The organism is Herbaspirillum sp. UBA812, from assembly GCF_002296545.1.
Taxonomy (GTDB): Bacteria; Pseudomonadota; Gammaproteobacteria; order Burkholderiales; family Burkholderiaceae_D; genus Herbaspirillum; species Herbaspirillum huttiense.
On the sequence record NZ_DBIC01000341.1, the window covers coordinates 1 to 12,757 of the forward strand.

Consider the following 12,757-nt stretch of genomic DNA (forward strand, 5'->3'; position numbering starts at 1 on the left):
CGGTGCAAGCGTTACGTAGACAACGTTGAGACCATCAGGAGACCGCCATGCCACGAACCACCCGCAGGCCCATGCTGTATCCGGCCTTGTTGAGTCCTTGCCTCATCGCGCTGCTGGCCGCATGCAGCAGCGCGCCCGAGAAGCCTGTCACCGACACGCCGGTGAGCACGCCACAAAGCTGCACCGCCTTGCGTACCTTCACCCTTCCGGCCGCGGCCATTGGCCTGGCTACGCGCGGTGCGCGCGTGACCGCCACCGAGACCGTGGCCGCCAGCGGCGAGGGCGCCAAGGCCATCGGTGCTTACTGCAAGGTGAGCGGCGTGATCAGTCCGGTCGATCCCGCTGCACCGGCGATCCGTTTCCAGGTGGACCTGCCTGCGCAGTGGAATGGAAAGGCCCTGATGTTCGGTGGTGGCGGCTATGACGGCACCATTCCGGACGTGGCCGCCAACGTCCCTGCGGGCGCGGCCACGCAGCCCGGTCCCTTGGGGCGCGGCTATGCCACCTTCGCCAGCGATTCCGGCCACCAGGCCAATGCCACCACGTCGCGCGATGGTTCGTTTGGCAGCAACGACGAAGCCTTGCGCAATTTCGCGGGCGATGCCTTGAAGAAAACGCGCGACGCGGCGCTGGCCATCGTCACCGCCCATTATGGACAGCGGCCTGCACGGGTGTATTTCGCCGGCGGCTCCACGGGCGGACGTGAAGCCCTGGCCATGGCCAGTCGCTGGCCCTCTGATGTGGATGGGGTAATAGCCTTGTATCCGGCCTGGAATGCCGTCGCACTGAACCTGCAGTTTGGCCGCATGACGCAGGCCATGGCGCAGCCGGGGGCCTATCCCGATGCGGCCAAGCGCAAGCTCCTCTTCGATGCCGCCATGGCGGCGTGTGACCGTCTTGATGGCGTGGCCGATGGCATCATCAGCAACGTTGATGCCTGCAATGCGCGTTTCGATCCGGCCACGGCCTCGCTCAACGGCAAGCCCTTGCGTTGCGAAGGCGGAGGCGAGGGCGGCGACGGTTGCCTGTCGGACGCGCAGATTGCTGCCTTCAAGGTCTTCAGTACGCCGCTGGAGTTGCCTTATCCACTGGCCAGCGGCGAGACGCGGTATCCAGGATTCAACACCTGGGGCACGGATTGGGGCATGGGCACAGGCGGTCCTTTCCAGGCCATCATCCAGACACTGGGACTGGGCACCGAGCAGCCCGCCAATCCGATGCCGGGCGTGAGCAGCAAAGGCAGTCCGCCGTATCACAGCACGTTCTGGGATCAGTGGGTGCGCTACTTCGTTACGCGCGATGTGAACTTCAATCCGCTGGCGCTGGATCCGCTGCGGCCGGGCGGGTATCAGGCGCGGGTGGTGGCGTTGAACGGCTTGCAGGATGTGAATCAGACTGATCTCTCGGCCTTCCGCAACAAGGGCGGCAAGATCCTGATCGCGCATGGCACGGCCGATGCGCTGGTCAGCACGCAGGCCACGCGGCAGTATCTGGGGCGCTTGCAGAAGGCGATGGGGGAACAGCAGCTTGAAGGCTTCGTGCGTTATTACGAGATCCCCGGCTATGGGCACGTGTTTGGTACGGCTTTCAATGCGTCCTGGGATTCATTGACTGCGCTGGAGCAATGGGTGGAGCAGGGGAAGGCCCCGGTGGATCAGATCGTGGTGGATACCACTGCGGTACCGGGGCGCAGCCGGCCGTTATGCCCTTATCCGGCATGGCCGCAGTATCGGGGGAGCGGGTCCGTGAATGAGGCGGGGAGTTTTGTTTGTGTGGGGCGGTGAGGCGTTGATGTGCTTCTTGCGGGAGCGTCTTCAGGCGCTCAGCAGGCGCGCCGCCAACACGGATTGCATGTCACGGCGACCGTCTGCGATCACGTAAATCAGGACCTGCTGCCCGGTGACGCGGTAGATCACGCGGTAAGGCTTGAAGAGAGTCTGACGATATTCTTTGATGCCAAGACTGACCAGCTCCTTTGGAAAGCTGCCACGTTCAGGGAAGCTCGACAGACTCTCTACAACATCCATCAACTGATCGAGGACATGGTCGGCGTTGGCCAAACAGTCGAATTCAGAGATGTAGTCATGGATGGCTTCCAGGTCCCGCTCCGCACCCTTGGTCAGCAGGACTTCGAATCTTGCAGACTTGCTTTTCATCATTCAGCCGTACGCTTGGCACGCAGCTTGGCAACGACATCGCCTACCGGCGTGAGCTTGCCGGCAGCCACATCCTGATTGCCAAGCGCCAGGATTTTCAGCAAGGCGAGCGTTTCCTGAGTTTCTTCATAGGAAGCAAGGTCTTGCAGAACGGCCTTGGCTTCGCCATTTTGGGTGATGACCAACGGCTGGCGCTGCTCGGCTAAATGTGTCAGCACGTCGGCGGCATTGGCCTTGAGATAGCTGATCGGTTTGACTTGGGATGAGTAGCGCATGGCCGTGCTCCTGATTGGGGTGGGCTTAATATAGTCTTTTTATGGTCCTTGTGCAAGACGGCGGGCATCTTGCACAAGGATTTCCCGCACCGCGAAAGCGGTTTAACGGCCGCGGCCGGTCGTCCTGCTGTCCTGGTCTCAATCCACCTCAGGCCGCAACTCATCCTGGAACTGCGCCACTTGTGCACCGCGCACCGAGCAGCCGATGCGGCTGCCGGGGAAGGCGGGGTCGCGCGAAGGTTCGATGACCAGAGTCCGTTCCCCCAGCACGTTGGACTGGCCGCGGTAATAGTCGAAGCGCGTCGTGCGGTGCCAGCCGCCGCGATCGAAGATTTCCATGCGCACGTAGTTGCCGTCCAGTTCGCGGCTGGTGCGCTTGAAGTTGGGGATGGCCGCGCCCAGCACCTTGGCCAGTTGTTCCGGGGTGGCCGGGCTGTAGAAGCCCCAGCTCATCTTCTGCAACTGGCCGTTGCTTTCCGTGCGCTCATCGTAATAGCCGCTCAGGGTCTGGCCGTAGGCCTGAGCGCTGCCAGCGGCCGCAATGCGGTTGCTGCCGGGTGTGCGACGATCCGGCACATCGATGCTGGCTACCGGGCCCTTGAGCGTGACTACGAAGGCCGGCGGCAGGCTGCCGGAGAACTGGCGCAAGGTGGCCGCAAAGCTGGCGTCGCAGCTGGCCAGGGCCTTGATCACGTTCTCGTACGGTCCGCGCTGGTCGGTCACTGCGCTTGCCTGAACCTTGTTGTGCAATTCATTGCGGGCCTCGTTGCGCTGTGCTGCTTGCTGCGCCTTGATCTCCAACCGCTGCTGCTTGATCTGCAGCTTTGCCATCCGCTCTTCCGGCGTGGAGCAGGCGGTGGTCAACAGAAGTGTGCCGGCTGCGAGCAGCCAGGTGCGTGATGCGGACATGATTTCCCCTTGAAGTGTCTGCTGGTTGTAGGTCTTGTGTGTTGCTCCGGAGTGCCACTGTATTGCTCGCGCCATGCGAAGGTGTATTGCTCCGGTTTGCTGCTGTATTGCTTTGGTCTTGCTTGTGTATTGCCACTGTATTGCTGGCTTCTGGCTACGCTCCCAGCGCCGTACTGCTAGCCGCCATCTCCAGCAGCGCCTTCAGCGCAAGGTCTTGGGTACGATGCTGCCGCGCCGGCTTTGCAGTACATACGCACAGGTGATAGTGCGTTCCTTGCTCGTGATGCAGAAATGGCGTGGCATCGGCGGCCATGGCACCTTCGTGCCGGGCGGCATTGTGACGAAATTTGTAATCGGCCTCCTTGCCACACCACAGGCGATAGAAGGCGGCTTCCCGTTCGTCCCCGCTGAGCTCTGCCAGGCCGGACAATTCTTGCGGCGTGAAGGCGAGATCGGCCAGTGAAGACAGGTCGCGTTCGGGAGCCGGTGCTTCGATGTCCACTCCGATCTGCGTGCCTACGCTCACGCCGCAGGCGATCCAGCCACGGCTGTGCGAGAGGCTGGCCGCTGGCTGTGTGATGCCATCGGCGGGCGCACCGGCGATGCGCACCAGCGGGGCGGCACCGTGCCGTTCGCTCACTTCGATATCGTCCAGGCGGCAACCGCTGGCCTGCATCAGCGCATGCCGCATCAGCAGCCGCGCCAGCAGGAATTCGCAGGCGCGCTGCGGGCGCAGGAAGCCTTGCAGGCGCGTGCGCTCATCCGGAGACAGGATCGCAGCCAGCCGCCCCAGCGTGGCCGGGCACGCGTCCGCGCCGACGAAGGCGCGGCCATCCACGACCCAGGCAACGGTGGATGGCATGGCGGCTTACTGGCCCAGCTTGACGATGTCGCCCTTGAGGGCGACACCGGCCATGGTGGCACCGGCGTGGCATTCGAACTGGGTGGCGCTGGCCATTTCATTCTTCTTGTAATAGCTCACGATGTTGACCACGCCATTGCCGCCCAGCTCGCGGGCCTTCTTGTGCAGCTGTACCAGCGCCGAGAGGAAGACCCACTTGCAGGCCTCTTCATCACTCTTGCCGACGGCATTGGTCTTCTGGTTGGTGACGTCGGTGGCGATCTTCTCCAGCACTGCCGGGTGCGCCTGGCCGGCAAAGTAGAACTTGACCGAGCCATCCAGGATTCCTTCCTTGTCCTTCATGTCGGCGGTACTGTCCAGCGGCAGCAGGTGCTTGGTATCGCGCGCCTGGGCCGGCAGGGCGGCGGCCAGCGCCAGGGTGAGTGCGAGGGTGATGGAAATTGTCTTCATATCGCTTGTTTTCCTTGTCATGAGGGGATGCAGAGGGAGGGCAGAAGGGGCAGGCGAGCGTCAGGGCCAGCGCTTGAAGATCAGCGAGGTGTTGATGCCGCCGAAAGCAAAGTTGTTCGACATCACGTACTCGCACTGCAGCGCCCGGCCATCGCCGGTGAGGTAGTCCAGCTCGCCGCACTCCGGGTCGGGCTGCTGCAGGTTGATGGTGGGGGCGAACCAGCCGTGGCGCATCATCTCGATGGACAGCCAGGCTTCCAGCGCGCCGCAGGCCCCGAGGGTGTGGCCCATGTAGCTCTTGAGCGAGCTGATCGGCGTACCGTTTCCGAACACGCGCGCGGTGGCCTGGGTTTCGGCCATGTCGCCCTGGCGGGTGCCGGTGCCGTGCGCATTGATGTAGCCGATGGCCGAGGGCGGCAAGCCGGCGTCGTCCAGCGCCATCTGGATGGCCGCCTGCATGGTGGCTGCATTGGGATTGGTGACGTGGGCACCGTCGCTGTTGGTGCCGAAGCCGACGATCTCGGCATAAATGCGGGCACCGCGTGCCTGGGCGTGTTCCAGGTCTTCCAGGATCAGGCTGCCGGCCCCTTCGCCCAGCACCAGGCCGTCGCGGTCGCGGTCGAAGGGGCTGGGGGTGAGCTGCGGCGTGTCGTTGCGCACGCTGGTGGCGTAGAGGGTGTCGAAGACGGCCGCTTCGGTGGCGCACAGTTCTTCGGAACCGCCGGCCACCATCGCCACCTGGCGCGCGCTGCGGATGGTTTCATAGGCATAGCCGATGCCCTGGCTGCCCGAGGTGCAGGCGCTGGAGGTGGTGATGATGCGGCCGGTGATGCCGAAGAACACGCCCATGTTCACCGGTGCCGTATGCGCCATCATTTTGAGGTAGGTGTTGGCATTGATGTCGCGGGTGTTCTTTTCGGCGAACATCATGGCGAAGTCGGCAATGGCATTGGGCGTACCGGCCGAAGATCCGTAGGCGATACCCAACTGGCCGCTCTTGAGCAGCGGATCTTCCAGCAGCCCCGCATCGGCCAGTGCCCATTCGCTGGCGCGCGTGGCCATCAGGGCGACCCGGCCCATGCTGCGGGTGGTCTTGCGGTTGTAGCGTTCGGACAGCGAAAACTCCACGGCCGGGGCCCCCAGGCGGGTGTGCAGGCCGATGTATTCATCCCATCCGGGCATGCGCTGCACGGCATTGCGCAGGGTCTGCAGATGCGCCAGCGCGCTGTTCCAGTCGGTGCCGATGGGACTGATGCCGGCCATGCCGGTGACCACCACCCGGCGCTCGTTGAGAGGGCGCGTCATGCCAGGCCTCCATTGACCGAGATCACCTGGCGCGTGATGTAGGCCGCATCGGGTGACATCAGGAAGGCCACGGCGGCGGCCACTTCTTCGGGTTTGCCGGCGCGGCGCGCGGGGATCAGCTTGAGGATCTCGTCGACGGGCGCGTCTTCGGTCATGTCGGTATCGATCAGGCCGGGTGCGACGCAATTGACGGTGATGTCGCGCTTGGCCAGCTCCAGCGCCAGTGCCTTGGTGGCACCGATGACACCGGCCTTGGCGGCGCTGTAGTTGACCTGGCCGCGATTGCCGATCAGGCCCGACACCGAGGCCAGGGTCACGATGCGGCCGGCCGCCCGCCGCCGCACCATGGGCATGACCAGCGGATTGAGCACGTTGTAGAAGCCATCGAGGTTGGTGCGCAGCACGCTGTCCCAGTCCTCGCCGGGCATGGCGGGGAAGGCGTTGTCGCGGGTGATGCCGGCATTGCAGACCACGCCGTAGTAGCAGCCGTGCTGTTCCACATCGGCCAGCAGGGCCTGCGCGGCCTGTTCGCGATGGGCCACGTCGAATTGCAGCACGCGGGTCTGGCGGCCCAGCGCGGCGATCTCGGCGGCGACCTGGTCGGCAGCATCGCGCCGGGCGTGGCAATGCAGGACGATGTCATATCCCTCGCGTGCCAGGCGCAGCGCGATGGCGCGGCCGATGCCCCGGCTTGAGCCGGTAACGAAAATGCTGTGTGCTCCCGATGTGGTCATGCCATGCCTTCTTGAAGATAGTGTGTTGCATCGTGCGGCTGGAATACCGACACGGTGGCTTGCGCCAGTTCTTGTTGGGTCGCCAGGTCGGTGATGCGGCACTCGAAGGAACCCAGTCCGTTCTCCGCCTGCAGCAGCAACTGCACCGATACACCCAGCCGCATGCCGGTGGCGAACTCCGGCACGCTGCAGCCATAGCGGCGTGCCCCCAGCAGGAAACCGATCTTGGCGTGGCCGCCCTTGATCCGTTCCTGATAACCGGCCCAGGCTGCGATGCTCTGGGCCATGTATTCGATGCCGACCCAGGCGCCCACGCCAGTGCCGTTGTGGAACAGGCTCTCGGGACGGATCTCCAGCTCGGCCTGCAGCCGGTCTTCACTCACTGCGACCACGCGGTCGATGAGAATCATCGGCGCAGCGTGCGGCAACAACTGCTCTACCGGCGGGATGCCGTGCGCAAGCGAGCTCATGCGTTTTCCTCGCGCGAAAAGACCAGCGCGACATTGCTGCCGCCAAAGGCGAATGAATTGGAGAGTACGTGCTGCAGTGGCCTGCCGAGGCGCTGGCCGACCTTGACCGGAGCCAACGGCGGCAGCGCCGGATCGGCAACGCCATCCCACAGGTGGGGCGGCAGCAGGCCCTGCGGGTTGTCATCCTGCATCAGCAGCCAGCACAAGCCGGCTTCGATGGCGCTGGCCGCACCCAGGGTATGGCCGGTGAAGGGCTTGGTCGAACTCACCGGCACCTCGAGCCCGAACAGTGTCTGCACCACCCGTGATTCCATCGCATCGTTCTGCGCCGTGGCCGTCCCGTGCAGGTTGATGTAATCGATCTGGGCGGCATCGAGTCCGGCGCGGCGCAGGGCCTGGCCGATGGCCAGTTGCGCGCCCCGGCCTTCGGGATCGGGGGCCGAGATGTGATAGGCGTCGGAAGACTCGCCCCAGCCACTGAGCCGGACCGGTGCGGGTTCGCGCGTGAGCAGGAACAGCGCCGCACCCTCGCCGATGTTGATGCCGCAGCGATGCAGCGAGAGCGGATTGCAGGGTTCGCTGCTTACCGATTCCAGCGCCGTGAAGCCGGAGATGGTGAATTCGCACAAGGTATCGACCCCGCCGCAGAGGACGGCATCGCACAGGCCCATGTTGAGCAGGCGCGCGGCGCTGGCGATGGCCTTGCCGCTGGAAGCGCAGGCGCTCGATTGCACGTAGGCCGGACCGCTGGTGCCCAGCGTCATTTGCAGCGCGGTGGCCGGCGACCCCAGCTCCTGCTGGCCGTAGTGGTAGCCGGGCGGGAAGCTGCCGCTGGCGGCACGCGCTGCAAAGGCGGTTTCGCCCTCGGCGATGCCGGAGGTGCTGGTGCCCAGCACGATGCCGATGCGTTCTGCACCGTACCGGGCGATGGCGGCATCGACCTGGGGACGGATACGTTCCAGCGCGGCCAGCGCCAGGCGGTTGTTGCGGCTGCGCTCGCGCAGCGGCAGGTGGTCGTCTGCGGGAAGGAGCGTGTCATCGGTCACCGCGCCCAGGGCCAGCGGCACGCCCTGGGCATCGCGGTAGCGCGCATCGGCGCGCAGGCCGCTGTGGCCGGCCAACAGGCGCGCGCGGATGGCCTCATGCGTGCTGCCGAGCGGACAGACCATGCCGAGGGCGTTCAGATAAAGGCTCATGCGTGTGGCGATGTCATTCAGAGGTCACCACCGACTGGATGGTCAGCTTGTAGTGGTAACGCAGATTGTTCAGGATCACTTTGCCTCCCCAGCGGCGCTGGTCGGGGTAGTCGATCACGGCAATCGTTTCGCCGTGGAGCAGGAGGGTACGTTGAGCCCGGGCTTCGCGCAACTCCCAGCCCTCGGGAAGGGCCTGGCGGATGGCGTCAGCCGGCCACAGGGTCAGCTGGACGTCCTGCAGTACATCTTCACCTTGCACCTGGCTGGGCAGCATGGGGTGGCGCCAGACCTGCAATTGCTGGCCGTCATAGTGAAGCGACATGACACGCTGGCCAAACGCCAGGCCGACCAGGTCGACATGGCTGGCATCGATTTCCAGCGCCGTGTCGAGCTGGTCGACACGGTTGCCGCGCTCCACCGTCAGGTGTTGCTGCAGGCTGATGTCCTGGCCCAGCGCGGCCGGCGGCAAACGCAGGGACAGGCGCGCAGACGGGCGCGTATCCGGGGGTGGCGGGCTGGCACAGCCGCCCAGCAGCAGGAGGGTGGCGGCACTCACGGCGGCCAGCAGGCGGGAGGGTTTCATGCGGATTCCTTGTCCGGCTGTGCGCGCTGAACCTGGAGCGGTTCGCGGCCGGGATGGGTGAACAGAGGGGCCAGCAGCCACACCAGCAGCATGCCGCACAGCATGGTCAGGCCGAAAGCGTGCAGCGGCGGGCTGTGGCTCAGGGCCAGCAAACCGAAGGACAGCAATGCGCTGGCGGCCGACAGGCCCACGGTCAGCCAGGCGTGGGGGCGCTGGTGGCCGGAGGCTTCCAGCAGGAAGATGCCGTAGTCCACGCCCAGCCCCAGCACCAGCAGTCCGGCCAGGACGTGGAACAGCTGCAGCGGCAGGCCCAGCCAGCCGAACAGGCCCAGCGTCAGCAGCGAGGCCAGCAGGGGCGGGGCCAGCGCGCGCCAGGCGCGGCGGCGGTAGCGCAGGGCCAGCAGGGCGAAGATGGCGGCGTAGGCACACAGCAGCGCCCAGCCCATGGTGATGCGGTATTGGCGCAGCACGGCCGAAATGTCGCCCACCTTGTCCACCCATTGCACGCCCGGCAGTCCATCGGCCACGGCGGCCAGGCGGTCCAGCTGGCGATAGTCGGTCAGGCCGCGCAGGGCCACGATGCTGGCGAACTGGCCGTCCACTTGTCCCAGCCAGAGGTGGCGCGAGGCGGTACCGGCCGGGGTGGCCAGGAATTCTGCCGGGGTGAGCGGCTGGGCCTTGTCCAGCATGCGCTGGCGCAACGCTTGCGCCCATTGCGGGCTTTCATCGATGGCTTGCGCGGTGAGGGTGACGGCGTCGGGCGTGGCAGCTTGTGGCTCCAGCAGCGCGCGCCGCAGCAGGGTCAGGTTGTCCTGCTGGCGCTGTTGCGAGGGGACCCAGTTGGACACCGCCTGTACGCCACTGATGAGCTTGCCTTGCACCAGGGGTTGCAGCTTCTCGCGCAGGGCTTCTTCCTGCCGCAATACGGCCTCGGGCGAGGCTCCGCGCACCAGGTAGAACTGGACCGGGGCGGCCATGTCCAGCAACTGGCTGATGCGGATCTGATCCTGCAGCAAGGCCGGCGGACTGTTCTGCAAGGCGCGGATGTCGTCGCTGCTGTGCAGACGCGTGATGCCGGCGATGGCCAGCCCGATCAGCGCCACCGCCGCCGGCAGGACCAGGTGCCAGGCCACGCCGCCCAGCAGGTCAGGCCAGCGGGCGATGCTTTGGCCGAAGCGCTGCGCTTGCGCACTGGCACGCAGGCTGTGCGGACCGATCAGGCGGGGGAACCAGCAGGCCACCGTCAGCCAGGCAAACACCAGTCCCAGGGCCGAGAACACGGCCATTTGCTGCAGGCCGGGGAAGGGCGTCAGGGCCATGCCGAGATAGCCGATCAGTGCCGCCAGCAGCATCAGCGCCAGCCCCGGCAACAGGCGGCGCAGCAGAGCGGTCGAGTCCTGCGTGACCGGCGCGGCCAGGCGCGCGCAGAGAAAGTAGATCCCGTAGTCCTGGGCGATGCCGATCAGGCTGGCACCGAATACCAGCGTCAGCAGATGGATCTTCCCGAACAGCAGCATGCTCACCGACAGCGCACCGAGGCAGCCGACGGCGATGGACAGGGCGATGTAGAGAATCGGCTTGAGCGAGCGGAAGCTCAGCCACATCAGCAGCAGGATGCCCAGCAGCGAGCCGGCACCGATGGTGGCGCTTTCGCTGCCGGCCTGGGCGCTGGCAGCGGCCGCATGCAGGACCACGCCGCCGGTGATGACCTCGCTGGCCTGGCTGCGGGCCGCCTGGCGCGCCTGCGCCAGCAGCGGCACGATCTGCTCCTGCGCCTGCATGGAAAACGCCGGGGCCTTCAGTTCCAGGAGCAGCAGGGCGTAGCTCACGCCATCGCGCTCGACGAAGAGCTGGCCGTCGCGCGGGCGCACGGGCGTCTCCCTGGCGCGTTCCTGTACCCAGTCGCTGAAGAGTCCGAAAGGATCATCCTGCCAGGCACCCAGGCGGGGGCCGCCGAACGCGCCGTACAGGCCGCTCAAGGCGCGCTGGCTCCATGCCTGCGGGGTGCCGCTTGCCAGCTGGGCGCGCTGGGCCTCACTGAGCAGCAGGCTGCGGCTGCCCGCCAGGCTGTCGAGCCACTGGTTTTGCCATTGCGCGTTGTCGCCGCTGATCGGGGCGATCAGGCCGGAGTGCGCGCGCAAGACCGTGAGGTAAGCCTGTGCGCCGGCCTGGGCCCGGCTCCAGTCGCGGTCGCCGATCAGCACCACCAGCTTCTGCTGGGCCGCATCGACCATGTGCGAGAAGGCTTGCTGGCGTACCGCATCGCGGCCACCGGCGCCCGGCAGCAGGGCCAGGATGTCGGTATCGGGACTGGCGCGCTGGCCCAGCCACAGCCAGGCATTGTGGCCGGCCACCAGCAGCACCGCCAGCAGCCAGGCCAGCGCCAGCAGGCGCGGCTGGCGGCGCGCGGGCTTAGTCAAACAGGGCTCCTTCGTCGGCCGTCATCGCACCCTCGCCGGTCTTGATGGCCGAAAAACGGATCTCGGTGCGGTCGCCGCTGGCTTCCTTCATGTCGACCTTTTCCACATAGCTGGCACCGGCCAGGCTGATGTCGCCGATGGCCTTGGCCAGTGCCGGCTGGCGCGCCTTGAGCGCGACCTGCCAATGGCCCTCGCGCAGGCTGCCATCGAGTTCGAAGAGCGTATCGAGCTGGCTCAGGTCGCCGGCCAGCAGGGAGAACAGCACGCTGTTGATCATCTTGACCACCGGCTCCTGTTGCGCATCGAGCTTCATGGCCACGCGGCCATCCTGGATCTGCACGATGGCCTCGCGCGTGATGCGCAGGGTGCTGGGGAAGGGCTGCAGTGTCTGCCACAGGATGCCCCGGCCCTTGAGCACGCAGAAGCGGCCCTGGGCCTGCAGCGGCTTCTTGATGCCGGTCAGTTGCTTGGTCTGGTCGAAGCGTCCGCACATCACGGCCGGCTTGGCCAGGGTGGCCTGGATCTGTTGCACCGGGGCGGCGGCGTGAGCGGCGGGCAGCACGGCCAGCCAGGCCAGGGAGACGAGGAAGGTTCTTGCGTTCATGGGGCAGGAGGCGTCAGTCCGAGCTTGTGCCACAGTACCGGGGGCGATACGAAGCACATCTCGTGGTTGTTCATCTGCACCGCCACCTGGACGGTGGAGGCGCGGGTCAGGCGTGCGCCGCTGGCGGCGTCGCTGATGAGGTAATCGATGCGCAGGCGGTTTTCCCATTCGACGATGGCCGCACTCACGCGGATGCGCTGGCCGAAGCGGGCCGGTGCGGCATAGCGCAGGTGCAGATCGATCACCGGCCAGCCATAGCCGGATTCCTTCATGGCCGGATAGTTGTAGCCCAGGCCATCGAGCAGGGCGCAGCGCGCGGCTTCCATGTATTCGACGTAGCGGCCATGCCAGACGATTTCCATCGGATCCAGGTCATAGAACTGGATCTGCAATTCGACTTCGCCGCGCCACGGGGAATTGGCCAGGGTGACTTTGCCCGCCGGCAGGACGGTCTCACTCATACAGGCTCCAGGCCTGGGCGCGGATACGCTGCAGCAGCAGGCGCAGGTCGGGCTCCAGCATGCGGTCTTCATCGACCACGGCAATGTCTTCGGCCAGCGCGGCCTGCATGGCGGCCAGGCGGCCAGCGGGCAGATCCTGCAAGGGCGTGTCGCCGGCCTGCTGGCGCTGGCTGCGCAACCAGACACCCTGGCGCACCGTGATCAGCAGGGCGGCGGCGACCTGTTCGGTCAGCTCCAGCACGCGCAGGCAATCGCGTGCGGCAATCGTGCCCATGCTGACCTTGTCCTGATTGTGGCATTCGGTGGAGCGCGAGAAGACCGAGGCCGGCATG

The 12,757-nt window shown here is 66.0% G+C and carries 15 protein-coding genes; 1 reads left to right on the plus strand and 14 read right to left on the minus strand.

The genetic code is table 11. From position 1 onward, the window contains the following. Positions 1-47: 47 nt before the first annotated feature. Complete coding sequence (locus tag B3873_RS22925) at positions 48-1,784, plus strand: tannase/feruloyl esterase family alpha/beta hydrolase (protein ID WP_286869247.1); 1,737 nt, start codon at positions 48-50, stop codon at positions 1,782-1,784. A gap of 30 nt (positions 1,785-1,814) precedes the next feature. Here B3873_RS22925 and B3873_RS22930 read toward each other — a convergent pair whose 3' ends face one another. From B3873_RS22930 to B3873_RS22995, 14 genes are all read right to left on the minus strand, one after another. Next, a complete protein-coding gene (locus tag B3873_RS22930) occupies positions 1,815-2,156 on the minus strand; it encodes a type II toxin-antitoxin system RelE/ParE family toxin (RefSeq protein WP_348745692.1) in 342 nt (113 codons plus the stop codon). Then, on the minus strand, positions 2,156-2,431 hold the full coding sequence (locus B3873_RS22935; RefSeq protein WP_286869249.1) for a type II toxin-antitoxin system Phd/YefM family antitoxin: 276 nt from the start codon (positions 2,429-2,431) through the stop codon (positions 2,156-2,158). Before B3873_RS22935 ends, B3873_RS22930 begins: the two co-directional genes overlap by 1 nt. A 138-nt stretch (positions 2,432-2,569) precedes the next feature. Beyond that, complete coding sequence (locus B3873_RS22940) at positions 2,570-3,340, minus strand: hypothetical protein (protein ID WP_286869251.1); 771 nt, start codon at positions 3,338-3,340, stop codon at positions 2,570-2,572. Positions 3,341-3,494: 154 nt separating this feature from the next. Then, on the minus strand, positions 3,495-4,202 hold the full coding sequence (locus B3873_RS22945; RefSeq protein WP_286869252.1) for a 4'-phosphopantetheinyl transferase family protein: 708 nt from the start codon (positions 4,200-4,202) through the stop codon (positions 3,495-3,497). Positions 4,203-4,208: 6 nt separating this feature from the next. Further along, positions 4,209-4,652 carry a hypothetical protein gene (locus B3873_RS22950; protein WP_039787281.1) on the minus strand — a complete coding sequence of 148 codons (444 nt, stop codon included), beginning with the start codon at positions 4,650-4,652 and terminating at the stop codon, positions 4,209-4,211. Positions 4,653-4,712: 60 nt separating this feature from the next. Beyond that, positions 4,713-5,957 (minus strand): beta-ketoacyl-ACP synthase, encoded by a 1,245-nt coding sequence (locus B3873_RS22955; RefSeq protein WP_039787282.1) that lies wholly within the window; start codon positions 5,955-5,957, stop codon positions 4,713-4,715. Further along, positions 5,954-6,691, minus strand: coding sequence for a 3-oxoacyl-ACP reductase FabG (gene fabG / locus B3873_RS22960; protein WP_039787283.1), 738 nt, complete (start codon positions 6,689-6,691; stop codon positions 5,954-5,956). Before fabG ends, B3873_RS22955 begins: the two co-directional genes overlap by 4 nt. Beyond that, a complete protein-coding gene (locus tag B3873_RS22965; RefSeq protein WP_039787284.1) occupies positions 6,688-7,161 on the minus strand; it encodes a hotdog family protein in 474 nt (157 codons plus the stop codon). The genes fabG and B3873_RS22965 overlap by 4 nt, the downstream gene beginning before the upstream one ends. Next, positions 7,158-8,357 (minus strand): beta-ketoacyl-[acyl-carrier-protein] synthase family protein, encoded by a 1,200-nt coding sequence (locus B3873_RS22970; protein WP_286869254.1) that lies wholly within the window; start codon positions 8,355-8,357, stop codon positions 7,158-7,160. The genes B3873_RS22965 and B3873_RS22970 overlap by 4 nt, the downstream gene beginning before the upstream one ends. A gap of 13 nt (positions 8,358-8,370) precedes the next feature. Next, positions 8,371-8,940, minus strand: coding sequence for a DUF3261 domain-containing protein (locus B3873_RS22975; RefSeq protein WP_286869256.1), 570 nt, complete (start codon positions 8,938-8,940; stop codon positions 8,371-8,373). Then, a complete protein-coding gene (locus B3873_RS22980) occupies positions 8,937-11,360 on the minus strand; it encodes an MMPL family transporter (RefSeq protein ID WP_286869257.1) in 2,424 nt (807 codons plus the stop codon). Before B3873_RS22980 ends, B3873_RS22975 begins: the two co-directional genes overlap by 4 nt. Continuing rightward, entirely contained in the window at positions 11,353-11,964 is a 612-nt protein-coding gene (locus tag B3873_RS22985) for an outer membrane lipoprotein carrier protein LolA (RefSeq protein ID WP_276842177.1), read from the minus strand. Before B3873_RS22985 ends, B3873_RS22980 begins: the two co-directional genes overlap by 8 nt. Beyond that, the gene (locus B3873_RS22990; protein WP_039787290.1) at positions 11,961-12,425 is read right to left on the minus strand and encodes an acyl-CoA thioesterase; all 465 of its coding nucleotides are present in this window, start codon (positions 12,423-12,425) and stop codon (positions 11,961-11,963) included. Before B3873_RS22990 ends, B3873_RS22985 begins: the two co-directional genes overlap by 4 nt. Next, the coding region (locus B3873_RS22995; RefSeq protein ID WP_286869259.1) for an aromatic amino acid lyase at positions 12,418-12,757 on the minus strand (340 nt) is incomplete at its 5' end. The genes B3873_RS22990 and B3873_RS22995, both read right to left, overlap by 8 nt.